21 protein-coding genes and 1 riboswitch are annotated in these 22697 nt (G+C 65.6%); of the genes, 11 read left to right on the top strand and 10 right to left on the bottom strand.

What is annotated here, in order from left to right; all coding sequences use genetic code 11:
* Positions 1-33: 33 nt before the first annotated feature.
* On the top strand, positions 34-789 hold the full coding sequence (locus AC5RUM_RS03145) for a GntR family transcriptional regulator (protein ID WP_494033556.1): 756 nt from the start codon (positions 34-36) through the stop codon (positions 787-789).
* Between the two features lie 76 nt (positions 790-865).
* Here AC5RUM_RS03145 and AC5RUM_RS03140 read toward each other — a convergent pair whose 3' ends face one another.
* The 5 genes from AC5RUM_RS03140 to AC5RUM_RS03120 form a co-directional block, all read right to left on the bottom strand.
* Positions 866-1684: a putative hydro-lyase gene (locus AC5RUM_RS03140; RefSeq protein ID WP_494033879.1), complete on the bottom strand. Its 819-nt coding sequence runs from the start codon at positions 1682-1684 to the stop codon at positions 866-868.
* A 15-nt stretch (positions 1685-1699) separates the two neighbouring features.
* Positions 1700-2920: an NRAMP family divalent metal transporter gene (locus tag AC5RUM_RS03135; RefSeq protein ID WP_494033555.1), complete on the bottom strand. Its 1221-nt coding sequence runs from the start codon at positions 2918-2920 to the stop codon at positions 1700-1702.
* Between the two features lie 1236 nt (positions 2921-4156).
* Positions 4157-5161 (bottom strand): hypothetical protein, encoded by a 1005-nt coding sequence (locus AC5RUM_RS03130; RefSeq protein WP_494033554.1) that lies wholly within the window; start codon positions 5159-5161, stop codon positions 4157-4159.
* Positions 5158-5769, bottom strand: coding sequence for an RNA polymerase sigma factor (locus AC5RUM_RS03125; RefSeq protein WP_494033553.1), 612 nt, complete (start codon positions 5767-5769; stop codon positions 5158-5160). The genes AC5RUM_RS03130 and AC5RUM_RS03125 overlap by 4 nt, the downstream gene beginning before the upstream one ends.
* A gap of 88 nt (positions 5770-5857) precedes the next feature.
* Complete coding sequence (locus tag AC5RUM_RS03120; protein ID WP_494033552.1) at positions 5858-7483, bottom strand: ABC-F family ATP-binding cassette domain-containing protein; 1626 nt, start codon at positions 7481-7483, stop codon at positions 5858-5860.
* Between the two features lie 673 nt (positions 7484-8156).
* Here AC5RUM_RS03120 and AC5RUM_RS03115 point away from each other — a divergent pair.
* The 3 genes from AC5RUM_RS03115 to AC5RUM_RS03105 all read left to right on the top strand — a co-directional run bounded on the left by AC5RUM_RS03115 (position 8157) and on the right by AC5RUM_RS03105 (position 10768).
* Positions 8157-8924 carry a hypothetical protein gene (locus AC5RUM_RS03115; RefSeq protein ID WP_494033551.1) on the top strand — a complete coding sequence of 256 codons (768 nt, stop codon included), beginning with the start codon at positions 8157-8159 and terminating at the stop codon, positions 8922-8924.
* A gap of 120 nt (positions 8925-9044) precedes the next feature.
* Positions 9045-9401 (top strand): VOC family protein, encoded by a 357-nt coding sequence (locus AC5RUM_RS03110; RefSeq protein ID WP_494033550.1) that lies wholly within the window; start codon positions 9045-9047, stop codon positions 9399-9401.
* 227 nt (positions 9402-9628) lie between these two features.
* Positions 9629-10768: a GGDEF domain-containing protein gene (locus tag AC5RUM_RS03105; protein WP_494033549.1), complete on the top strand. Its 1140-nt coding sequence runs from the start codon at positions 9629-9631 to the stop codon at positions 10766-10768.
* Between the two features lie 73 nt (positions 10769-10841).
* On the opposite strand, the gene AC5RUM_RS03100 is transcribed toward AC5RUM_RS03105, so the two are convergent.
* Entirely contained in the window at positions 10842-11630 is a 789-nt protein-coding gene (locus AC5RUM_RS03100; RefSeq protein WP_494033548.1) for an NlpC/P60 family protein, read from the bottom strand.
* Positions 11631-11637: 7 nt separating this feature from the next.
* Positions 11638-11839: riboswitch (cyclic di-AMP (ydaO/yuaA leader) on the bottom strand.
* A gap of 151 nt (positions 11840-11990) precedes the next feature.
* Complete coding sequence (locus AC5RUM_RS03095; protein ID WP_494033547.1) at positions 11991-13097, bottom strand: GTP pyrophosphokinase; 1107 nt, start codon at positions 13095-13097, stop codon at positions 11991-11993.
* Between the two features lie 223 nt (positions 13098-13320).
* Between AC5RUM_RS03095 and AC5RUM_RS03090 the strand changes: the two genes are divergently transcribed.
* From AC5RUM_RS03090 to AC5RUM_RS03060, 7 genes are all read left to right on the top strand, one after another.
* Positions 13321-14151: an alpha/beta hydrolase gene (locus AC5RUM_RS03090; protein WP_494033878.1), complete on the top strand. Its 831-nt coding sequence runs from the start codon at positions 13321-13323 to the stop codon at positions 14149-14151.
* Positions 14152-14233: 82 nt separating this feature from the next.
* Positions 14234-14572, top strand: coding sequence for a YciI family protein (locus tag AC5RUM_RS03085; RefSeq protein ID WP_494033877.1), 339 nt, complete (start codon positions 14234-14236; stop codon positions 14570-14572).
* 353 nt (positions 14573-14925) lie between these two features.
* Positions 14926-16014: a ferredoxin reductase gene (locus tag AC5RUM_RS03080; RefSeq protein WP_494033876.1), complete on the top strand. Its 1089-nt coding sequence runs from the start codon at positions 14926-14928 to the stop codon at positions 16012-16014.
* 13 nt (positions 16015-16027) lie between these two features.
* Positions 16028-17209 carry a fatty acid desaturase family protein gene (locus AC5RUM_RS03075; RefSeq protein ID WP_494033546.1) on the top strand — a complete coding sequence of 394 codons (1182 nt, stop codon included), beginning with the start codon at positions 16028-16030 and terminating at the stop codon, positions 17207-17209.
* A 115-nt stretch (positions 17210-17324) separates the two neighbouring features.
* On the top strand, positions 17325-18302 hold the full coding sequence (locus AC5RUM_RS03070) for a carbohydrate kinase family protein (protein ID WP_494033545.1): 978 nt from the start codon (positions 17325-17327) through the stop codon (positions 18300-18302).
* A 9-nt stretch (positions 18303-18311) separates the two neighbouring features.
* A complete protein-coding gene (locus tag AC5RUM_RS03065; protein ID WP_494033544.1) occupies positions 18312-18842 on the top strand; it encodes a YbhB/YbcL family Raf kinase inhibitor-like protein in 531 nt (176 codons plus the stop codon).
* Positions 18843-18990: 148 nt separating this feature from the next.
* The gene (locus AC5RUM_RS03060) at positions 18991-19314 is read left to right on the top strand and encodes a PepSY domain-containing protein (protein ID WP_494033543.1); all 324 of its coding nucleotides are present in this window, start codon (positions 18991-18993) and stop codon (positions 19312-19314) included.
* 10 nt (positions 19315-19324) lie between these two features.
* Here AC5RUM_RS03060 and nagA read toward each other — a convergent pair whose 3' ends face one another.
* The 3 genes from nagA to AC5RUM_RS03045 are packed head-to-tail and all read right to left on the bottom strand — an operon-like array spanning position 19325 to position 22670.
* Positions 19325-20491: an N-acetylglucosamine-6-phosphate deacetylase gene (gene nagA, locus AC5RUM_RS03055; RefSeq protein ID WP_494033542.1), complete on the bottom strand. Its 1167-nt coding sequence runs from the start codon at positions 20489-20491 to the stop codon at positions 19325-19327.
* Positions 20488-21582 carry an SIS domain-containing protein gene (locus tag AC5RUM_RS03050; RefSeq protein WP_494033541.1) on the bottom strand — a complete coding sequence of 365 codons (1095 nt, stop codon included), beginning with the start codon at positions 21580-21582 and terminating at the stop codon, positions 20488-20490. Before AC5RUM_RS03050 ends, nagA begins: the two co-directional genes overlap by 4 nt.
* 56 nt (positions 21583-21638) lie before the next feature.
* Positions 21639-22670, bottom strand: a complete 1032-nt coding sequence (locus AC5RUM_RS03045) for an N-acetylglucosamine kinase (RefSeq protein WP_494033540.1) — start codon at positions 22668-22670, stop codon at positions 21639-21641.
* Positions 22671-22697: the final 27 nt, after the last annotated feature.

Genomic DNA, 22697 nt, shown 5'->3' with positions numbered 1-22697 from the left:
GTAGAAGGGCCAATATTTAGATAGATTGGAACGATGCCGATGAACGCTGCACTTCAAGGATTCGCCGAGGGCGGCCACGCCACCCACGCCCATACAGGCGCCTGGGTTGCCGGAGTGCTGCGTTCGCGCATCTCCGCCGGGCAACTGCCGCCGGGGACCAAACTGTCCGAGCAGAAGCTGTCGGAGGCGCTTGGTGTCTCCCGGAACACCCTGCGCGAGGCGTTTACGGTCCTTGCAGGCGAGTCCGTGGTGCAGCGCATTCCGAACCGGGGCGTTTATGTTGCCGCGCCGGGGGCCGAGGACGTCCGGGAAATCTACCGGGTGCGGCGGCTGATCGAGCCCGCCGCCGTCCTGTGGGGTGAGGCCTCTGCCGAGGCGCTGGACAGCTTCGATTCCATCATCGCCAGGGCCCGGGAAGCGAAGGCCGCAAATTCCGTGCAGGGCATGGCGGACGCCAACCAGGAGCTGCACAAGGCCCTGGTGGGCCTCTCCGGGAGTGCTTCACTGCAGGAGCTGATGGAAAAGGTCCTGGCCGAAATGCGCCTGGTGTTCCATGCCATGGCCACCACGCCGGACTTCCACAGCCATTACGTAGAGCGGAACATCGCCCTGGTGGCGCAGATCCGTGCCGGGAAGCGCGAGGAGGCGGCCGCCGAGCTCCGCCGGTACCTTGACGCTGCTGAGCACGAACTTCTGGTACACATCGGCGCCGTTCCCGCCGAGTCCGCCGGGCCGGCCGTTCCCGCTGGGGCCGCCGTTTCCGCCGAGCCCGAAGCCAGCACGACGTAGACCACTTCCTAACAAGCCAACAAGCCAGCGCCGCGGGTCCCTCAGGACCAGCGGCGCTGGCTTGTTGGCAGGCAGCCTACGGCACCAGGTACGAGCTGTCCTTGGCATCGGTGATGAGCATATGCCCCGGTGCATGCCCGATGGCCAGCGCGGGCCGGGACTCCATAACGGCGGCCTGCGGCGTGACGCCGCACGCCCAGAACACGGGGATGTGGCCGTCCGGGATGTTGACGGGGTCGCCGAAGTCGGGCCGGGAAAGGTCCGGAATCCCCAGTTCCGCCGGGTTCCCTATATGCACTGGGGCTCCGTGCACGGCCGGGTACCGGGAGGTGACGCGCACCGCGTCGGCCACCTGTGACGCCGGGATGGGGCGCATGGAGACCACGAGGGGCCCGGCCATGGCGCCGGCCGGTTCGCAGCGGACCGAGGTCCGGTACATCGGCACGTTCACGCCCTGGTCGATGTGCGCCACTCTGATGCCGTTCTCCTGCAGCGCGGCTTCGAACGTGAAGCTGCAGCCCACGATGAATGTCACCAGGTCATCGCGCCAGTGACCGCTGATGTCGGTTGGTTCGTCCACCTTCACGCCGTTTTCGTACAGGGCGTACTTGGGCACATCGGTGCGCACGTCACCGCCGGCGAGCAGGGCGCCGCTGGTTTCACCGGCGTCGAGCACTCCGAGGATGGGGCACGGCTTCGGGTTTCGCTGCGCAAACAGCAGGACGTCGAACGCCTGCGATTTGGGCACGATGATCAGATTGGCCTGGGCATAACCGGCGCTCCACCCGGAGGTTGGCGTCACCAGCCCGGCGCGGAACAGCGCCCGTGCCTCGGCCGGCGGGAGTGCTGCCGGATTTTCGGGAAGAACGACGGCGGCAGGGGAGTTCGGGGAGATGGTCACCTTAGCCTCCTAGACCCAGAGCTTGGACAGGCCGGCGAGCGAATTCCAGCCGAGGAACAGAGTCAACAGCCACGCCAGGGCACCGATGATCAGGAGTCCCTTCGGGTACGCATAGCCGTGCAGAAGATCCCGGCGGCGCCAGGCCACCCAGAGCAGGACGGCGAAACCGACCGGAAGGATGAGCCCGTTGAACGCGCCCGCGAAGATCAGCAACTGCTGCGGCGGCTGGCCGATCAGGAGGTAGGCCACGGCGCAGACGGCAATGAACGCCACGGTGATCAGGTTGCGCTTGCGTTCAGGCGTGGTGGACTTGGTGACAAAGGAGACCGAGGTAAACGCTGCGCCGATCACCGAGGTGATGGAGGCTGCCCACAGGATGACGCCAAACATTCGCAGGCCGATTTCGCCGGCGGCTGCTTCAAAGGCGGAGGCGGCCAGGTTGTTGTTGGCAAGGGTCACGCCGCCGGCCACCACGCCCAGGATGGCGAGGAAGAGCAGTACGCGCATGACACAGGTGACCATGATGCCCAGGATGGAACTGCGGGTGATTTCCTTGACGTGGCGGACGCCCGTAGCACCGGAGTCCAGCATGCGGTGGGCGCCGGCGTAGGTGATGTAGCCCCCGATGGTGCCGCCGATCAGGGTGGTGATGACCAGGAAGTCGACTTCCTCCGGGAGCACGGTGTTCTTCAGCGCTTCTCCGAGAGGAGGGGCGGAGACGATGGCTACGTACAGCGTCATTAGGATCATGACTGCGCCGAGGATCACGACGATCTTGTCCAGGGCCAGCCCGGCCTTCTTGCTGAGGAAAATAAGGATGGCGATGACTGCGGAAATGGCGCCGCCGAGCTTGGGGTCCAGGCCCATCATCGCGTTCGTGCCCAAGCCGGTGCCGGCGATGTTGCCGACGTTGAAGACCAGGCCCCCGGCAAACACGAGTACGGCGAGGAACCAGCCGACGCCGGGAAGGACGTGGTTGCCCAGCTCTTGCGCGCGCATTCCGGAGACGCCGATGACGCGCCAGACGTTGGTCTGCACGGCGATGTCGACGAGGATCGAGACGAGGATGGCAAAGGCAAAGGCAGCTCCGAGCTGCACTGTGAAGGCGGCCGTCTGCGTGATGAACCCAGGCCCGATGGCGCTGGTCGCCATGAGGAACATGGCGCCGAGCAAAGCGGAGCGGCGGGTGCTGCTCGCCTTGATTCTAATGTTGGTGTCCGTGGTTTCCATGAGTCCGTCCAGGAGGAGTGGGTGACTGGCGTCACAATGGGTTGTCACCGATCACTCTACTGACTGTTGAACAATCTAAGCAAGATGTTGTTGAACAATTACTGGGGAATTGTCTTAGAGAGCAAGAATCAGCCCTCGTTGATGGCGTATCCCTACAACGTGGCAATCCCCGTTGTATAGGTCTTGGGCATCCGGTAAGCCCTGAGAAGTGTCTGATCGCAAACGTCTCAGCACTCATTCGGCTTCCTCGAAGGGAACTCGAGGCCGCGCACGGAACACGCCTAGACGCGCCCCAGACAGCAGTGCCCGTCCATCGCAATTTTCGGCGCTTGAAGGCGTGCTGACAAGACCCCGCGAGGACTCATCAAGCCCCCGGCCTACGTGGTGGTGCTGGGGGTCTGTTCCAATCGAGTTTGACGAGGCGTGGTGAACGGAAGCACTTGCCTTCGAGCACTAGCAGTGAGCAAGAAGCACTTTCAGGCTCTTTGGTTGGGCCGAGGCAAGCCGGGGCCCGAATCACCGGGAAAGAGCTCGCTCTCGGACAACGAGATGTATGTTCCCATTGGGAATTGCCCGGGACCGGGCAGTTCCCAATGCATTCCTTGTTGCCGTGGTGTGGACGCCCGCCTTGTTCCGCAGGCTCGCTTCTCCGCCACCAGGATCCTCTTCTTCACGGCTTATTCTCCTGACCATTCCGCTTCGGTTCGGCCTTAGTGGAGCAGTGCCAACATCCGGTGCGGGCTGCCTACATGGCCTTAGATTGTTGAACAATCCTTCTGTTGTTGAACAATCTACGCTTCCCTGATCGCCCCGTCAAGAGGGTCTGGCCTGATCTTCCCCTACCCGAGTCGATGCTGGTTTGGTGAGGGTTTTCGTCCCGCCCGAGAATGGCTCGGTGGAGGCGATCGCGATCGAGTCCACCCGTTTCCCGCGATCTTGAAATGACGGTTTGTGCACTCGGGAAGTGCATCTCGCTGCTGCTCGCCCGAGCTCAGTTCAGTTCCTGTAGGAGGTCGAGGACCCGCTCAGCAGTGCCCCAGGAGAGGGTAACGCCTGCTCCGCCGTGGCCGCGCCCGGAGGTAGCTGGTCCGGCGTCGCGGGGCACTCAGTCCACAATCGCACAACTGGCTGCCCACTCAGCGGCTCCGACCCCCCGGAACTCGTTCAGCCAGATGCCGGTCCGTCGGGCCGATCATCGCCTGCTGTGTGGCTCCGTCTTTCATGTCTGGCGGACCCTCATTTGGGGGCGGAGTCGACGATTCGGTAGTCGATGGCGGTGTGTCCGACGACTTCATTGGAGCCGAAGCCGAAGGCTGCGTAGGTCATGATGGTTCGTTCGCCGATGACCAGCCCGGTATCGGGGTCGATGATCATTTCGGCCCTTTGGCCGGCGCGCAGGGGTTCTGTCCGCCCGATCGCTATGCCGACCTTGCCATCGAAGTTGGCTTGTTCGCTGGCAGTGACCCCGGGGATCAGGGCCAGTGCCTTGTACAGGCCTGCGCGGAGGTCGGCAGGAATGAGTCCGATTCTTAGGATGTCGGTGATCCGCACGAAGTTGTTCTCATCCCGAGAGGCTGAACCTCCCTGGTATTGGGAGTTGAAGTGGTTGTACAGCGCCTGCCCGTCACGCGGCAGAGCGTCCAGCTCCTTCTCAGTCATCAGGGTCCACGGTCCCCCATAAAAATATCCGTCCTTGGCGCGGATGACCTCTATTCCCATGGGCACCGGGGCGGCGTCGCCCCAGTCTCGCCTGAGCACCCAGTCCTCGTCGGGGTTGCCCGGAACGAAAACGTCGATGGTCTGCACGTTCATGCGGTGTGTCATGTTTCCCGCTTCATCCACCCCGGAAACACCCCAGTTGGCGTGCGTGCGGACCAGCAGGTATTCGCCAGGCTTCGGCACGGGATCGACGAAGGTCATCGACTGATCCGCCACTGCCCGCAGGACCCCTGCTGCGTGGGCACTTTGTGCCGTAATGCTGATTTGCCCTACAACCAGCGCCCCGACTGTTGCCGCCGCCGCTGTGAGCAGGACCCGCCGGGTTGGGTGAGGCCGGGCCGGCGCGGCGGGCTTCAGCGGGACCAGGGACTTCTCGTTCTGGCGGCTGCGTGAGCTGTCGTGCTGGGTTACTTTCCCGGGCCTGTATCGGGTGGGGTCCTCGGCGCCGGCGAGTGTGGGCAGCTCGACGAGCTGCCTGCGCAGCGCTTCACGCCTGTCGGCCTGGAACTGGGAGGTGCTCATGATGTTCTCCGTCCAAGAATCTCCTGAGCTTCAGGCTCTTGTTCATGCACTACTTGGCCGTACAAGGCCCCGAGCCGGGATTTCGCCCTGTTCAGGCGGGATTTCACCGTTCCGTCCGCGATGCCAAGGGCGGCACCTGCCTCTTTGGCACCCAGGCCCCCGATGACACACAAGGTCAGCACGTCGCGCTCTGGTGGTCTTAGTTTCGCGAAAGCTTCCCGAAGGGCAGAGGACTTGATCCTGGATTCGTCAGCTTCGACAATGCCGTCGGCAATATCGGCAGCATCCTGTGGCGGCGGGAGCTGGTTGAGGAAGTGTCTGTAGCGGCGTTGCTGGCGGACGTGGTTTCGGAGGGTGTTGTTTGCCGTGACCAACAGCCAGGGCAGTATCGAGTCGTTCACCACTCGGACATCGGCCCGTCGACGCCACGCCTCATAGAAAACCACGGCGGTGACGTCCTCAGCCACGTGAGGCACGCTCAGCACTTTCAGAGCATGACGCCACACCCGCTCATGATGGCGATCGAAAAGCACGCCGAAGGCGTCACCGTCACCGTTGACAACCTGGGACCACAACACCTCGTCCGAGACACCCGATTCTTCGCCCATACCCCATAGTGTCCGGTCACCCCGATCGGTTCCATGATCCGACGGGGGAATTTCGCTGAAAGGGATGTGAGGCCCTGACTCGCGCGGCTTAAGCCGGCGACCTGCCCGGGGTGTGCAGTTGAGTGAGGGAGCCGTCGTGCCCGAGGCTCAGTACGAGGTCTAGGGCGAGTCGGCTGAGGAATGCGTCGTCATGGCTGACGAGGATGACCGCACCACGGTAGGTAGTCAGGGCCTCTATGAGTTGATCCACGCTTTGGATATCCAGGTTGTTGGTGGGTTCATCCAGAATGAGGACCTGCGCTGGTGGGTCGGAGAAGAGGAGCCGCGCCAGGGACACACGGAAGCGCTCCCCGCCGGAGAGCGTGTGTACGGGACGGTTGACGGCATCTCCGCGGAGCAGGAATCGAGCCAGTCGGTTACGGATATCTCCGACGGGCACGGTGGGGGCGGCTTCCTGTACGTTCTCGAGCATGGTGGCGTTTTCGTCCAAGCCGTCCAGCCGCTGCCGCAGGTAGCCTGCGCGGTCCGTCAGGAGAGTCCCGCCCGCTGTATCGCCGTCCTCTCCGGAGGTGCCCTTCACGAGGTTCTCGAGCAGGGTAGTTTTGCCCACACCATTGGCCCCAAGGATGGCGACCCGCTCAGGGCCTTGAAGGATGTATGAGCGGTTGGTTCCCTTCAGTTCCGCGATGCGCCTGCTGCGTGGAACATCGGGATCGGGGAGGTTCAGGGCGATGCGTTCTTCCTCGCGGATCCTGGAAGACGCTGCGTCCAGCGCCGCTTTTGCCGCGTTGACCTTGTTGTCCATTCCCGAACGCAACTTGCCTGCGGAAACCTGAGCATCAGATGCGCGCTGGTTCATCAAAATCTTCGCGCCCTTTTTGTTGTCATAACTCGCCTGGCCGGTTTTCGCGCGCTTTGCCAGTTTCGATTCGGCCTCCTGCCGTTGGCGTTTTTCCACTTTCATCGTCTGCTCGGCGGCACGGGCAGCCTGAATTGCCGCTGCCTGCTGGTCATCCAGATATGAGCGCCATTCGCTGTATGGGCCGCCGAAAACAGTGAGTTCACCCCCGTGCAATTCCGCCGTGTTGTCCATCAGTTCCAGCAAGGCGAGGTCATGACTGACGACCACCAGTGTTCCTGGCCACGAGCTCAGGCGATCCCTGAGTTTGGCCCGGGCTTCCCGGTCCAGATTGTTAGTCGGCTCGTCCAAAAGAGTGATGGGCGTCCGGCGGACTCGAAGTCCGGTGATGGCGATCAGTATTGCCTCGCCGCCGGAGATCTCTCCTACCTGCCGGTCCAGGTCGGCACCTGAGAAGCCGATCTCATGAAGAGCTTCATCCGCCCGGGTTTCGATGTCCCAGTCATCGCCCAAAACGTCGAAGTGTTCGACTGCGGCATCGCCGGCCTCAATGGCACGCAAGGCCTGAACCTTGGCTCCAATTCCAAGCAGGTCAGCAAGCGTGGCACCGCGACGTAATGTCAAAGTTTGAGGGAGATAGCCTACATCTCCGTTCGTGCTGATCCGGCCTGTCGTCGGCGTGATTATGCCGGCGATCAAGCGCAGCAGCGTGGATTTACCGGCGCCGTTGGCTCCCACCAGACCTGTGCGGCCAAGCCCAAAGTTCCCGGAAATGCCGGACAGGGCGGTAGTCCCGTCCGGCCATTGGAGACCAAGGTCGGTCAATGTAATGGATGGATTTCTTGCTGCAAACATAATGTTGCTCCAAAGGTGAAGGTGGCCTGTCAGCCAAAGGACAGGCCGACAAAGAACGGTCTGGAAAGGGTTGTCCGGCCTTTCGCTAGGGCGGACGCCAAACTACGCGCAAGGTGCAATGCAGGCAGCGGGGTAGGCAGCACACGCGGTGGCCACTTCTTGTGGGCGGCGTAATCGGGCAGGACCGTGCATCGGCCGGGTGCCAGGAAGCTACAGGGCAGGGGCAACGCCAGGCACCTGTTAAAGGGGCTGGGTTGGCGTCGGCAAGTTCTACTGCAGGGCAGAAGGTCCCATGAAAGGACATCGGGCTCCGGTGGTTTCAGCGGATGCGCTGCAACTTCCGGCCCATGCGGGCATCAGGATATTGTCAGCGCGCGGTCAGCTGCGCGAAACCTGAAATGCCCGTCAAAACATCGCCCTAACACTGGGGAACAGAGAAAACCAGTTTCACAAACATGGGCAATGAAGGCAACCCGGCTCTGATGCTGCTTTAACCGCCCACAGCAAGCCAGGGACGACATCGCAAACATGTCCAGCAGGCTGGAGCTGGCTTCGGCATAGGCAGGAATGAAAATTCCGTGCTCTGACTGTAACTCCTGCACGTGCCCCGGAAACTTAGCTATCGAGCGGGATGTTCAGCCCGCCGTCAAATAAGACATTGGGGGAGATAGAAATGAATTCCAACCGCGCGGGACACTTCACGACCGTCACAGTGGTGGGCTTTGCCGTCAGCCTCGTACTTGCCGGATGTGGGTCACAGGCAGGGACTGATCCTGCCGCCGGCTCCCCGAACGTGGCCATCAGTGACACGACCGAATCCACGGCAATGCCAGCCTTCGCGCCAGCTTCCACGGCAGGAGCGGTGGTACGCTCCGCCAGTGCGGTCCCGGCGTCAGTGCTGTCCGCCTCAGCGGCGAAGCCGGCGGCTCCGGCGCTGAAGACCTTTACATTCCCTGATGGACACATCTCCTTCGCCTACCCGGCGACGTGGACGGTGCGAACCGTTCTCCCACCTGCCGGCGTCCCCGGTGTTGAAGTGATCGTCGCCGACGGTGCCGGCAACGATCTGCTCTCCTTGGGCAATGGCGCCACCGCCGGTTGTGTTGGCGGTCCCGTGTCGCGTCGAGTGTTCGATCAAGCGGTGGTTCCGGGAATGACTGCACCTGACGGCACGGAGCCGGTTTTCGGGTTCGTCGTGGAATCCTATGGTGATGGCGGTGGCGAGGCCTACTTCATGGGGTTGAGCGATCCCCGGTCCCTGGAGCAAGGCGACGGCGTCTCATCATGGTGCAACCTCGTGCCAACAGGCAACGGCGGCCTGAGCACGCGCGTTCTTTTCAACGACCCCGGGTTCCCCAACAGGGGCGCAGCCAGAGCCTGGATGGCAACCGACGAATACGCCCAACTCAAGGCGCTGCTGGTAAGCCTGACCTACGCCTAAGAAGTCCTTCGCCGGTCGGGAGGAATGGCCACCCTTTGAGAGGTTCCGCCTCCCAGGGAGTCGAGATCATTTCCTCCTGGCCGTGGCGCAGGTGAACGCAACAGCACCATAATTGTGGCCATGATTGGTTCCTGGCATGCCACTGTCCTCGACTGCGCGGATCCGGATCCGCTTGCTACCTTTTACCAGCAATTACTGGGCATGATCCGCGTTCAGGATGATTCCGGCTGGATCACGATCGGTGATGCCGAGGATCGACCTGCGCTGGCGTTCCAACAAGTGGAGGACTACCGGCCACCGCAGTGGCCGGGGCAGGAGGTACCACAGCAGGCACACCTCGATGTGCGGGTGAAGGACCTCGACGAGGCAGAGCGGCAGGTACTTGCGATTGGAGCGACGTCCCTCAATCGGGGCACTGATGCGTTTCGCGTCTATTTGGACCCGGCAGGGCATCCATTCTGTCTGGTGCAGTGGTGACAGGAAGAGAGTCCAGACCAAGTGATGTCCGGCGGACCGGCCTATTGCCACGAGAGTGGGACGGACCAGCAAAGCGTCGAATGGCAGCTTAGGGCGGCCCGGGCTCATGGAGTTCAGTATCGATGGCTGCCATGTGCGCGGAAACATTCCCACGCGCCCTGCCTGGTGAACCACCGGCCGGTGCGATACTGGTCAGCACAACGGGTGGGGATTCGGGGTGGTGGGGAATGGTGCTGGACACGGCAACATTGCGGATTGCGTTCGCTGTGATGGCGTTCGCGCTCGGTCTCCTCTTTTACTTCTCCGCCTTCCGCAGCACGCGCTCCCCGTACAGTGCCTGGTGGTGCGCCGCCCTGCTGCTGTTTCTTTGCGGTTCCGCATGTTTTCTCCTCAACGGCACGCCGCACCAGTGGTGGGCCAATACGTTGGGAAATGTCCTGCTGGTTGCCGGGGCCGGGAGCGCCTGGGCCGGTGCGCGTTCGCTGCGGACGCCGAAACACAACTTCTGGCTTTTCAGCGCCCTTCCCGTCGTGGCTGGCGTGGCTTCTGCCCTCGACAATCCCGGCTCGAACGTCTGGTCCGGGGGCGCCGTTTTTCTCGCGTCGATGTCACTGATGATTGCCCTCACCTCACGCGAGCTGTGGCGTTTGGAACCCGGGTACACACGGGTCCGCATTCCCATGGCGATCGCTGCCGCCGGTGTTTCAGTGTTCTATCTGGGCCGGCTGATCGTCTTTATCGCTGCAGGCCCCGACAGCCCAACGTTCGTGACCTACTTCGGTTCCGCCGTGACCACCCTGGTTACCATGGTGCTCCTCGCGGTGGTCTCCTTCAGCATGGCCGGGCTCAGCACCGAGCAGCACACGCGGGCGCTGACAACTGTCGCCAGCCAGGACGGGCTCACGGGCTTGCTCAACCGATCGGCATTCTTGGATATGGCGTCCGAACAGCTCCGCCGCGGCCGGGGCAACAAGAGCGGGGGAGCGCTGATCCTCGCGGACCTGGACCACTTCAAGGCCATCAATGACACCCATGGCCACGCTGCCGGCGACCTGGCGCTTCAGGCCTTCGCCGAGGCCTGCCGTGCAACGGTCCGCTCCACGGACCTCGTGGGGAGGTACGGCGGCGAGGAGTTCATCGTGTTTGCCCCGGGCGCGAGCCCCTACTCCGCGAAGATCATCGTCAAGGAAATCAGCCGGCGGCTCGCCGAGGGGTCGGTTCCCGACGTGCCGAAAATGCCCACCGTCAGCTACGGCATCGCTGCGGTGGACGCGGGGGTGCTCAGCCTGGACGGACCGATAGCAGCCGCTGACGCCGCGCTCTATGAGGCCAAATCCCTCGGACGGAACCGGGCAGTTCTCGGCTAGCAGAAGAAGCCGGTGCCCCGCTGCCCCCAAGGCAGCGGAACACCGGCTTCGGCGTTAGCAGGCTTTGGCGTTGTCAGGCTCCGGCGCGCACGAAGGTGACGGGGCCGGTGGCGGTCAGCCAGGACAGCGGGTGAACCACAGTCTCGTTGACCCCGTTCATGCCGCCGCTGAGCACCTTGCCGTTGCCCACGAAGATTCCCACGTGGCCGGACTGGACCACCATGTCACCGGGCTGGGGAGTGGACACGACTTTGCCGTGGTTCATGAACTGCATCGGAGCAAGGTCGCCCACCCGGATGCCGGAGGCGCCGAGTGCCTTTTCCACCATCGCGGTGCAGTCCTGGGTGATGCCCAGCTGGGCGTAGGCCGCCGATACCATCGAGGCATTGATGCCGCCGGCGGCGGCAGCGGGAGCCTTCGCGGGCGCCGGTGCGGACTTGACGGTGACCTTCGGTGCAGAAACCTTCGAGGCGGCAACGGGAGCGGCGGGAGCGGCAGCGGCCCGGGGGGCTGCCGGGGCAGCCTGCTTTTCGGCGACGGCGGGCGCCTGCACCACGGGGGCAGGAGTGGACTTCACCGCGGGGCGCTCGAAAGCGATCTTGACGCTGGAGCTGGCGCTCAGGGGTGCCTGGACCTGGCTGGCGGCCGTGGGCGCTGACGCGGGGGCGGCGTCCTTCTGGGCCGGCGCGTTGGCGGCGTTCGCTGCCATGCTGCCGGTGAAGGCGAGTCCCGATGCCGCGAGGATTACGGCGGCCTGGCGTCCCAGTCCTCCGGCATTAGCCGTAACAGCACGCGATGCGGATACGAACGGATTCGAACGGCCGGCCGCTGCGCGGCGGGCACGGGTAAAGCGTGACGACATGAAGGAGCCTCTCCCGATGCCTGCGAGGTGAGCTGTCGGATTCGGATGGGAGACACCCGGCCGCGCGCCCTGACAAATTCAGGAGCCCTGACAAGTTCAGGAACTGCGCGGCTTCACCCCAAGGCCCGTTCGTGCGGGCCAAAATTGGTTTCCCCGTCTCTGCCGTGCATGGTCTGTGAACGGATCCCGGGCGGCGGCAGAGTTAGGCAATCAGCGCGGGAGTGCCTTCCCCGGTGAGGAAGGCACGTCTTCCACGGTACGGGAGCCTTTTCCAAAAGTCACATTAAGGTAACGGAGGTGTGTCGCGGCGCCGGGCGCTGGCTGTTCGTGCTGGCAGGGCAAAACCAGCCCTGCCGATGCCTACTTCTTGGTCTGGCGGTACCGCTCGATCTGTTTCAGCCTCCGCAGGAGGCTGTCGCGCCGCGGGTGCGGAACGGCGTCAGGCTCCTCGGCGGTGAGGTCGATGTGCTTCGTCCCGTACTGCCAGAGGAGGAGGTCATCCAGCAGCCGGTCCGGGCCGGGGGAGTAGCGGTGGTCCAGGGCCTTGCGGACCTCGGTGATCCTGTTGGCGCTGAGAAGCCCGGCGAGCTGGACGGTCTGGTTCAGGCCGTGGGCTGCCATGAGTTCGGCTGCCCACCCCCAGTCGTCATCCACTTTGCGGTCCACGTGCGGCAGCAGCGTCCGCCAGACGTCGCGGATGCGGTTGGGTGTGAGCGGGGCGGCGCCTTCACCGTCCATGTCCCAGTAGCCGCGGACCTCCTCGTAGCGTTCGTGCAGGTCCGCGAAGGCGCTCTCCACCGTCTCCAGCATGGCGGCCGTGGCGGTGAACTGACGGTCGAAATGCGGGGTCCAGGCCCGTGGATCCTCCGCCTTGAAGCGGATGTCGTGTTCAATCTCGCTCCATGCATGCGCGAACACTGTGCGGATCTGGCATTCGAAGAAGTAGCTGCCATTGGGCTGGGCTTCGGGGTTGAAGGCCTTCTGGTACTCCTTGACGGCCTCATTCTGGATGGTCCGCAGAATCAGGTGGCGGCTGGAGTAGCCGTACGTCCCGGACTCGATGGAGCCGATGTCCTTCTCGCGGTCTCCGCGGCAGTCGAACAGCTGCCGCTGCCGCTTAATGAGGTTGGCCACCACCGCATTTTCCGCAGGAAGCTTGGTGATGACGCGGACACCCACCATGTCATTGAGGGTGCGGAACGGGTCGGGGAACTTCAGGACGCGCGGGCCGCCGGGTTCCAGGGGCTCCTCGGTGCGGGAGATTTTCTCCCGGAAGGAGTCCACGGTTTTGGTGCGGCCGGTCACGAACAGCGGCGTGACCTCGGTGTCCTTGAGCATGGTCCGCAGCATCTGCAGGACGTCGCGGGTGACAAGCTTCAGGGCAGGCCGGACGCGCTCATACAGTTCCACGTTTTCCTGCACGGAGTCGCGCTGACTGACGTCCAGGCGATCCCAGTTGCTTGCCATGATTCCAAAACTATCAAGGGCGTGCGACAGCCGCCTGTGTGACACCGGCCGCGCCACCTCGGCCACTCTCTTCCGCCCGGGGGGAGCCGCGTCCCTGTAGGCTCGGGACATGGCTGATGTGCGCCGTCGGACCCTGCCGTTCTCTGGACTGCTGGGTGCTACGGCAGTGGTGACGCCGGGGGCACTTGTTGCCTCCTGCCCACCCGGACCCAAGGAGGATGCAGTGAAGCGGCAGAAGTACCAGTACGGCGACCACCCCAGCCAATGGGGCGAGCTCTTCCTGCCGGAAACGCCGCCAGCATCCTCATCACGGAACGGCAAGCGGCCGGCGACCCGAGGCATCGTGGTGGTCATCCACGGCGGATACTGGCGCTCGCAGTACGGGGCCGAGCTGGGCGAACCGCTGGCGAAGGACCTCGCAGCCCACGGGATGGCGGCCTGGAACCTGGAATACCGGCGGGCAGGCAACGGCGGCGGCTGGCCGCACACCTTCGAGGACGTGCTGGCCGGGATCGACAGGCTCCGCGGAGTCGCTGAAGAGCACGGGCTTGACCTTGCCAAGGTGGTGGCGCTGGGCCACTCCGCCGGCGGCCACCTTGCCGTCTGGGCGGCAGGACGGGACCGGCTGGCCGGGCTGGGAACCCCGGATGCTGACCGGCAGGTGGAAAGGAACCTCAACGGCGAGGCGGTGCACCTGACAGGCGTGGTCAGCCAGTCCGGGCTGCTCAACCTCGCCCAGGCGGACTGGCTTGACCTCAGCAACGGGGCGGTCAGCAACCTCATGGGCGGTTCGTCCGGGAAATACCCCAAGCGCCACAAGTATGCCGACCCCATGAGTGCGGTTCCGCTGGACGTGCCGATCTATGCTGTGCACGGACTCGAGGACCGCACCGTTCCCATGAGCCAGTCGGAAGCGTACGCCGCAGCGGCCCGCGCCGCCGGGGCGCCGGTCCAGGTGGTCAAGGTTCCGGGCGACCACTTCGCGCTGATTGACCCGAAGGCCTCGTCCTACCGGAAATGCCGCGAGCTCGTGCAGGAGTTGCTGGGTTCCTAGGGGACGGGCAGGGGCGCGAATGGTTGCCTTCAACTATCCACAAACCGTTGCTGTCCGGCCCGCCCGCAGGCACCATCGAGACATGACCAAATACCTCATCTCCTTCCCGAGCGAAGCCATGGTGCTCACCGACGAGGAGTTCCCGATAGTCTTCGCCGAATCCCACGCTGTGATCGAGGAGGCGAAGGCTGCCGGCGTCTACGTATTCGGCGGTGGGATCGAGGAGGAAGTCGCTCCCGTGCTGGTCTCCGCCGATGGGTCGGTGAGTCCCGAGATCTATCCGGGCTCCGAACTCACGGGTGGGTTCACCGTGCTGGAGTTGCCGAAGCGCGAGGACGCGGTCGAGTGGGCGAGGAAGATCGCGGCGGCCTGCCGTTGCCCGCAGGAGCTCCGCGAGTTCGGGTACGACCCGGCCAGCTAGCCACCCAGGCCACGGGAACTCCATCGACGTCCGTTCGTTGCAAAGTCATGGGGTCGAGAGTAAATCCGCTGCCGGCACGGCCGCGCAGCGGCGCACCCTCCCTGACCAATGTGCTGCCAAGGTCCCGTAATCATCGGGAGGTAAGTATACTTACCATTCATAGCCAACGACGCACGCACAGGCGCCCGCCATGGAGGAAAACCCTTGTCAGACCCCACTGCCACACCGCTCCGGTTGCTCCGGCCACCGGCATGCGGGACGCTAGTAGCTGGGGGTTGGGGTAGTTTTGTATATTACGATCACCGGTTTCACTAGGAGATACATATGGGTGAATCCAACAGGTGGTGGACAACATGATTCGGCTCCGTAAATTGGCGCGCGCCGCGACGGTCTTGACCACCCCGTTGGCGCCGGAGGACATTCTCGCGCTTTTTAACCCCGTTTTTTCGGCCCGTCAGCTTCGCGGCGTGGTCACAAAAGTGGTGCCCGAAACGGCGGACTCCGCCACCATCCACTTCCATCCTGGCCGCGGCTGGAAGGCCCACAAGGCCGGGCAGTGGGCGCGGATCGGGGTGGAACTCGATGGCGTGCGACATTGGCGGTCGTATTCGCTGAGCGCGCCGGCAGGGCAGGACCCTGCCATCACCGTCAGCGACATGGGTGCTGTCTCCGGTGTCCTCGTCCGGAACACCAAGCCCGGCGACGTGCTGTTCCTGGCTCCGCCCCAGGGCGACTTTGTCCTGCCGGAGCATCCGCGGCCGCTGCTCATGCTCACCGCGGGGAGCGGCATCACCCCCGTCATGTCGATGATCCGCACGCTGGTGCCGCACCGCCCCGATGCCGACGTCGTGCTGATCCACTCAGCCCGTACGCCGCAGGACAGCATCTTCCACGAGGAACTGTCCGAGCTCGCGGACCAGTTTCCCAACTTCCGGGTCACCCACTGGTACACGGGCGAACGGGGCCGCCTGGACTTCAGCTCGGCCACCCTGCTGAATGAGCTCTGCCCGGACTGGCGGCAGCGCGCCGCCTACGCCTGCGGCCCGGAGGGCTTTCTGGACGAGGCCGAGGCGCTGTGGTCCGCGGAGGCCGCTGCCCACAAGAAGGCGGGCCCCTTCGCTGCCGACCCCATCAACCTGATCATCGAGCGCTTCAACACCAGCCTCGTGGGCGGGGAAGGGCACGACGGCGGACTGGTCACCTTTGAGGCCTCGGACCGCGAGGTTGAGGCGGACGGAAACACCCCGCTGCTCGATGTGGGCGAGGACGCGGGAGTCCTGATGCCCAGCGGCTGCCGCATGGGCATCTGCCACAGCTGCCTGACGCCGCTGCGCGCCGGTCACGTCCGTGACCTGCGCACCGGTGAGGTCCACGGCGAGCCGGGCCAACTAATCCAGACGTGTGTCTCGGCAGCCGCCGGGCCCGTTAACCTCGACATCTGAGGAGCAACACAGCATGACAGCAATATCTGACCGCACAGCCGTGGAATCGACGTCGATCAGCGGACCGGCGGCTAAACCCCGTCCGGGCGCCCTGGCTAAATCGGGGAGCCCGCTGGTTCGCCCGCCGGCCGCCGCGCACCTGACCGACGAGCAGGTGGCCGAACTCGGCCGCGAGCTGGACGCCATCAAGGACGAGATCCTCGCCAAGCGCGGCGCCTCCGACGCCGCGTATATCCGGCGCGTCATCAAGATCCAGCGCGGACTGGAGATCTCCGGCCGCGCCGCGCTCCTGATGGGCCGCAACAAGGCCGCCTGGGTCACCGGAACCGCCCTGCTGAGCGCCGCCAAGATCCTCGAAAACATGGAGATCGGCCACAACATCCTGCACGGCCAGTGGGACTGGATGCGTGACCCGGACATCCACTCCACCACTTGGGAATGGGACTTCGTTACCCCGGCCCGGGCGTGGCAGCACACCCACAACGACCTCCACCACCGCTGGACCAACGTGGTGGGCAAGGACAACGATGTCGGATACAACCTCCTCCGCATGGACGAGGAACAGCCCTGGAAGCCGCACAACCTCGGCAACCCGCTGTACAACGCGATCCTGGCACCCATTTTTGAATGGGGAATCGCCATCTACGACCTCGAACTGGCGGAGTACAAGGAGGGAAAGAAGTCCAAGGAAGCCCTGCAGAAGGACCTCAAGGCGCTGGGTAAGAAGGTGGTTACGCAGTTCACCAAGGACTACGCCGCCACTCCTGCCGTGGCCATGCTGACCGGTTCCGGCAAGCAGGCGCTCTATGGAACCCTGACCGCCAACGCCGTGCGCAATGTCTGGGCGCACGCCGTGATCTTCTGCGGGCACTTCCCCGAGGGGGCGGACACCTTCACCGAGGACATGGTCGAAGGCGAGACCCGCGGTGACTGGTACGTCCGCCAGATGATTGGCTCGGCCAACATCTCCGGCTCCAAGTTCATGCACATCATGACCGGGAACCTTTCACACCAGATCGAGCACCACCTCTTCCCCGACCTTCCCTCCAACCGGTACGCCGAAGTGGCGCCGAAGGTCCAGGAGATCTGCAAGCGCTACGGTCTCCCGTACACTACGGGGCCGCTGCTCAAGCAGGTGGGCTCCTCATGGGCCAAGGTCTTCAAGCTCGCATTGCCGGGCAAGACGAAGTCCTAGCCGCCTCCGAACCGCCATGGAGCAGCGTGCCTGAGCGCACGCTGCTCCAACTGTTCTCCGGCCGGTTCTCCGCAGGGCGGGAGCGCCGGGACGCGTTCTCTGGCAGAGTATGACCATGCTCACAGTTATCGGCGAGGGCCTCGTTGACGTGGTCCAGCGCTCCTCCGGAATCGAAGCCCATGTGGGCGGCAGCCCGCTCAACGTCGCCGTGGGGCTGGCCCGGCTGGGCCATCCCGTCCAGTTCATCGGCCGCTACGGACGCGACGCCTACGGAGACTCAGTGGCCGCGCACCTGAGGGCCAGTTCGGTCATGCTGCCGCAGGCCCCTGACGGGCTGCCCACCAGCGTGGCCACCGCCCTGGTGGACGACGACGGCGCCGCCACCTACACCTTCGACCTCGCCTGGGTTCTTCCCGGCCTTGTTGACCGCCTGCCGTTCATGATGCAGGGCACCACGCTGCTGCATACCGGTTCCATCGCCACGATGCTGGCGCCCGGCGCTGCCGACGTGCTGGCCGCCGTCGAACATTCCCACCCGTCGGCGACCATCAGCTTTGACCCGAACTGCCGGCCCAGCATCATCAGCGACGTGGACTATGCCCGCAAACAGGCGGAGAAGTTCGTGACCCTTTCGGACATCGTCAAGGCCTCCGACGAGGACCTTGCGTGGCTGTATCCGGGCGTCGATGTCCTCGATTCCGCGCGCCGCTGGCTGTCGCTGGGAGGGTCGCAAGGGCCGGCGATGGTGGTGGTCACGCGCGGAGCCGAGGGTCCCTGGGGCGTCACGGCGGCCGGAGAGGCCGAGTTCGCCGCGCCGAAAGTGGAGGTGGCGGACACGGTCGGGGCCGGGGATTCCTTCATGGCGGCGCTGCTGTCCGGCGTCGTGGACCGCGGCCTTGACGGAGCCCAGAACCGCAGGGCCCTGCGCGCGCTGCCCGCCGAGGGCCTCGCCGCGCTCCTCGCGCACGCCACCCGCGCGGCCGCCGTCACGGTGTCCCGCGCCGGCGCCAACCCGCCCACCAGGGCCGAACTCAACCGCATCGAAGAAGCGGCAGAAGAAGCAGCAAAGGAAGCAGAAGTCCCCACCATCTGAAAGGCAGCCATGACACCCTCCGGTCCTTTTGCAGACCTGCCGGACGTTCCGTCGTTCGAGCTCACCAGCCGGTCCTTCCAGGACGGCGAGACCCTGCAGCCCCCGCAGCGCAGCGGCAAGCTCCATGCCGGCGGTGACGACGCTTCCCCGCAGCTGAGCTGGAGCGGCGCCCCGGCGGGGACCCGGAGCTTTGCCGTCACGGTTTTCGATCCCGATGCCCCGGGCGCCGGAGGGTTCTGGCACTGGGCGGTAACTAACGTCCCGGCGGACGTCACCTCGTTGGCCGAGGGCGCAGGAGCCGAGTCCGGCGCGGAGCTCCCGGCAAGCGCGGTCCAGTTGAAGAACGACGCCGGCTTCCGGGGGTACGTGGGGGCCGCACCTCCGCCGGGTCACGGCCGGCACCGCTATGTCGTCACTGTCTACGCGCTTGATGTCGAGGAGCTGGACACCCGCGCGGGTGCCCGTCCGGCCAGCCTGGGCTCCGAACTCGCGAAGCACCTGCTCGGCACGGCCACGCTGACCGGAATCTACGAACGCTGAAAACAGCTCTTCGGACGCGCGCTCTTTAGGCGTGCAGGGACGGGGTTTCCGGGCGCCGCGGCCGGCTCCATTGGCATCAACTAATTAAGCGTTGCACATACCAAATATCGGGGGGAGACTGGGAAAAAATGTGAGAGGAGCTTTTGTCATGCGCAAGAGAACGTGGCTTATTGGAGCCGCAGTGGCAGGGCTGGCACTCGGCGGAGCAACCGTTGCAGCCGCATCAGTGAACCCCTTCGACAGCGAGGGAACCGCAGACGGCGGAACGCAGAGCCCGCTGAGCCAGGCTGACCGTGACAAGGCTGTGCAGGCCGCCTTGGCCAAGGTGGGCCAGGGCACGGTGACGGAAGTGGAGCGGGACGAGAACCCAAGCTCCGCCTACGAAGTTGAAGTGCGGCTTGCCGACGGCTCGGACGTCGAAGTGGCGGTCGGTTCGGACTTCCAGGTCCTGAGCCAGAGCCCCGACGACTGACGGGTACCGCTCACCAGCCGCTGACGGTTGGGCCGGCGCCAACCGGCTCAGCCAGCCATTCCCCGGATTTCATCGTCGCCGCAACCATCAGGTCCTCACCGAGCACCACCAGATCCGCGCGCCGGCCGGGCTCGAGGCGCCCGACGTCCGCCAGCCCCAGCATGTCCGCAGGATTCTGCGTGGCCGCGCGGACGGCGTCAGCCAGCGGAATGCCTGCCTGACTGACCGCATGCCGAACGGCGGCGTCCAGGGTCAGGACGCTGCCGGCGATGGCGCCGTTGCTGGCCAGCCGCGCCTCGCCGCCGGCGACCCGGACTTCCAGGCCGCCGAGCTGATACGTCCCCTCGGCGGCGCACGCCGCCGCCATTGCGTCGGTCACGAAGACGGCCCGCGCAGGGCTCCCCGCGATGAAGCGCACCAGCGACGGATGGAGGTGCACGCCGTCGGCAATCACCTCGGCGAAGACGTCCGGGTCTTCCAGCAGCGCCAGGGCGGGTCCGGGTTCCCGGTGGTGCAGGGGGCGCATGGCGTTGAACACGTGGGTCCCGGCCGTGGCGCCCGCGGCTATTGCCTCGCGGGCCAGGTCATAGCCGGCACCGGTATGGCCGATGGCGGCCACGGCGCCGTAGCTGGTGATCTGCCGGATCGCCGCGAGCCCTCCCTCGAGCTCCGGAGCGATCGTGACCATTTTTACCGCTCCGCGGCCTGCCCGCATCAGCCGGTCGATGCTGGCAGGATCCGGAGCCCGCAGCAGGTCCCTGGCGTGCGCGCCGCGGTGAAACGGGCTGAGCCAGGGTCCTTCCAGGTGGATCCCTGCCAGCGCCCCCGCTTCGACCAGCCCGGCCAAAGCCGCCACCGCGGCCTCAAGCTCTGCCAAAGGCGCTGTTACCAGGCTGGCCATGAGCGTGGTGGTGCCGTGCTCCAGATGCACGCCGGCGATTTTTGCGGCAGACCCGGCCGTGTCCGCATCGTTGAAGCTGAAGCCGCCGCCCCCGTGAACATGGGCGTCGATGAACCCCGGGCACAGGGTACCCTCCGGAAAGCTGACGTCCGGCACCCGCGGAGGGGCCCCGGCGCCCACGGCGCTGACCTGGGAGGACCGGGTCTCCACCCAGCCGTGCTCAAGGACAGCGCCGGGCGTGATGACGCGGGCGGCTGAAATGAGCGTCGTACTCACCAAGTTTCCGTGATCTTGCGCAGGCCCCGGGGCGCATCAGGGTCGCGGTGGCGGGCGGCGGCCATGGCATGGGCCAGCCGCTGCAGAGGCATGATTTCAAGGATCGGCGCCAGCTGCTCATGGACGTGCGGCAGGGGCACCGTGTGGTTCAGCGGCCGGGCTGCGGCAGGATCGCCCACCAGGCACACGTCCGCCCCGCGTTCCGCCAGCCGCTCCAGCACGGGCTCCAAGGCCCGGCCGCCGGCACCCCGCGACGCAACGGCGATGACGGGCCGGTCCTCGTCAATCATGGCGAAGGGGCCGTGCAGGAGGTCGGCTCCCGAGAAGGCATGGGCGGCCAGGTAGGACGTCTCCATCAGTTTCAAAGCAGCCTCTCGCGCCGTGGGGTAGGAGAAACCGCGCCCGGTGGTGATGATGTGGTTCACGAAGCGGTAGCGGTTTGCAACCTCCAGTATCTCCGGCCGGGCCAGGACATCCTCCGCGTGACGCGGCAGGGCTGATGCTTCGGTTCCGTCACGGCCGGCCCAGGCGTCGATGAGCAGCCACAGCGCGAGCAGCTGGGACGTGTAGCTCTTCGTGGCGGCGACGGCACGTTCCGGCCCTGCCAAGATGTCCAGATGGTGGTGGGCTGCGCCGGCCAGCGGCGACGACGGCGCGTTGGTCACCGCAACTGTAACGGCGCCGGCCCGGGCAGCGGCCGCGGTGGAGTCCACCAGATCGGGGGATCCGCCCGACTGGCTGACCGCCAGCCAGAGGACACCGTTCATCCGGGGCTCCGCGCCGTAGACGGTAAGGCTCGACGGCGACGCCAGCCCGGCGGGCAGCCCCAGCACCGTCTCGATGAGGTACTTCGCGTACAGGGCGGCGTGGTCGCTGGTCCCGCGCGCTGCCAGCAGGACGAAACGGATGTCGGCACCGCGAAGGGTGGCGGCCAGGTGCCGGATGCCGGCCTGTCCCTGGTCCAGCTGCCGGGCGAGCGCCTCGGGCTGCTCGAGGATTTCGGCGGCCATCAGCGATCCCGGCACCTGCAGCGCGGTGGCGGTGCCGGTGGCGGTGCTTGCCGGGGCGGGGGTGTTCAGCGGGGTGGTCATGTTTCTCCTTGCGGACGCGTGCTTGGTGGATCGGACGGAATGAGGGCGGAAGTGGGTTAGGCCGAGAACAGGATGGGTCGCGGCGGGTGGTCCGCAGCAGGTCGGGCGGAGGCGGCCGCGTCGGAGGCAAGTTTCACCGCACCCCAGGCGGGGGCCCGGTCCAGCACCCGGACATCCCCCAGCCCGCGTTCTGCCAGCAGCCCGCTGACGCGTTCCGCCAGGGCAGGCTGGTTGACGAGCATCCCGCCCGCCAGCAGGACGGGGGGAGCGGCAGCGCCCGAAAGGTCAGCGTCCGAAACGGCAGCGCCCGAATCGGCGCCTCCGGGCAGGAAGCCCAGCCGATCGTTGACCGCCGTGGCCAGCGATGCCAGCTGCTGCGCGGCGTCCTCGGCGATCGCAAGACTGACCGCGTCGCCGCGGGCTGCGGAGGCGAACACCGTGCCGGCAAGACTGGCCCAGTACCGCCGTTCCGGGTTGCGGTAGAAGACGTCCAGCAGCGCTGGAGGTCCGGAGACGCCTGCCCGTACCAGGAGGTCCGCGGACAACGGCCCGGCGGGCTGGCCGCGGTCGTACTCGGCGAGGGCGTTGCGGACTGCGCTGCGGGCGATGGCGTAACCGCTGCCTTCGTCGCCCAACAGGTAGCCCCACCCGCCTGCCCGGGCTTCGCGTCCGTCCTTATTCAGCGCCCAGGCAGCGGAGCCGGTGCCCGAGATAAGCACGGTGCCGGCCTCCAGGCCGCCGGCGGCGAGGATGATGCGCGTGTCGTGGACCACCTGGATCCGGGCCCCTGGGAAAGTCCGTGACAGCAGGCAAGCGAGGCGTTTCCGGCTTTCCGGGGTATCTGCCCCGGCCGCCCCCGCGCAAACTGCCTGGATGCCGCGGCCGGCGTCGCGGGTTCCCAGCTGTGCGGCGAGATCGTCCAGGGCGGCGGCCGCCGCCTGTTCGCCCACTGAGGCGATGTTCGCACTGCCGACGGTGCACTCGAAAGCCTGCTGCGCGCCGTCGTCGGGGTTTTGATTCATTGCGCGGGCCGCCAGGATGGCGTGGGTTTTGGATCCGCCGATGTCGAGGCCGAGTACTCGGTCCATGCCAGTGGCACTGCCCGGAACCGGCTG

It is taken from the genome of Arthrobacter sp. B2060, from assembly GCF_059090445.1.
Note: the sequence above shows the minus strand (reverse complement) of the source record. Positions and strands in the feature narration are given on the sequence as shown.

What these genes read in the sequence shown, in the direction of transcription:
- AC5RUM_RS03065 (WP_494033544.1), top strand. Translation starts at nt 18,312, where the DNA reads ATGACACCCTCCGGTCCTTTTGCAGACCTGCCGGACGTTCCGTCGTTC.
- AC5RUM_RS03080 (WP_494033876.1), top strand. Translation starts at nt 14,926, where the DNA reads ATGATTCGGCTCCGTAAATTGGCGCGCGCCGCGACGGTCTTGACCACC.
- AC5RUM_RS03050 (WP_494033541.1), bottom strand. Translation starts at nt 21,582, where the DNA reads ATGACCACCCCGCTGAACACCCCCGCCCCGGCAAGCACCGCCACCGGC.
- AC5RUM_RS03100 (WP_494033548.1), bottom strand. Translation starts at nt 11,630, where the DNA reads ATGTCGTCACGCTTTACCCGTGCCCGCCGCGCAGCGGCCGGCCGTTCG.
- AC5RUM_RS03135 (WP_494033555.1), bottom strand. Translation starts at nt 2,920, where the DNA reads ATGGAAACCACGGACACCAACATTAGAATCAAGGCGAGCAGCACCCGC.
- AC5RUM_RS03085 (WP_494033877.1), top strand. Translation starts at nt 14,234, where the DNA reads ATGACCAAATACCTCATCTCCTTCCCGAGCGAAGCCATGGTGCTCACC.
- AC5RUM_RS03115 (WP_494033551.1), top strand. Translation starts at nt 8,157, where the DNA reads ATGAATTCCAACCGCGCGGGACACTTCACGACCGTCACAGTGGTGGGC.
- AC5RUM_RS03045 (WP_494033540.1), bottom strand. Translation starts at nt 22,670, where the DNA reads ATGGACCGAGTACTCGGCCTCGACATCGGCGGATCCAAAACCCACGCC.
- AC5RUM_RS03125 (WP_494033553.1), bottom strand. Translation starts at nt 5,769, where the DNA reads ATGGGCGAAGAATCGGGTGTCTCGGACGAGGTGTTGTGGTCCCAGGTT.
- AC5RUM_RS03130 (WP_494033554.1), bottom strand. Translation starts at nt 5,161, where the DNA reads ATGAGCACCTCCCAGTTCCAGGCCGACAGGCGTGAAGCGCTGCGCAGG.
- AC5RUM_RS03105 (WP_494033549.1), top strand. Translation starts at nt 9,629, where the DNA reads ATGGTGCTGGACACGGCAACATTGCGGATTGCGTTCGCTGTGATGGCG.
- AC5RUM_RS03060 (WP_494033543.1), top strand. Translation starts at nt 18,991, where the DNA reads ATGCGCAAGAGAACGTGGCTTATTGGAGCCGCAGTGGCAGGGCTGGCA.
- AC5RUM_RS03145 (WP_494033556.1), top strand. Translation starts at nt 34, where the DNA reads ATGCCGATGAACGCTGCACTTCAAGGATTCGCCGAGGGCGGCCACGCC.
- AC5RUM_RS03095 (WP_494033547.1), bottom strand. Translation starts at nt 13,097, where the DNA reads ATGGCAAGCAACTGGGATCGCCTGGACGTCAGTCAGCGCGACTCCGTG.
- AC5RUM_RS03075 (WP_494033546.1), top strand. Translation starts at nt 16,028, where the DNA reads ATGACAGCAATATCTGACCGCACAGCCGTGGAATCGACGTCGATCAGC.
- AC5RUM_RS03070 (WP_494033545.1), top strand. Translation starts at nt 17,325, where the DNA reads ATGCTCACAGTTATCGGCGAGGGCCTCGTTGACGTGGTCCAGCGCTCC.
- AC5RUM_RS03110 (WP_494033550.1), top strand. Translation starts at nt 9,045, where the DNA reads ATGATTGGTTCCTGGCATGCCACTGTCCTCGACTGCGCGGATCCGGAT.
- AC5RUM_RS03120 (WP_494033552.1), bottom strand. Translation starts at nt 7,483, where the DNA reads ATGTTTGCAGCAAGAAATCCATCCATTACATTGACCGACCTTGGTCTC.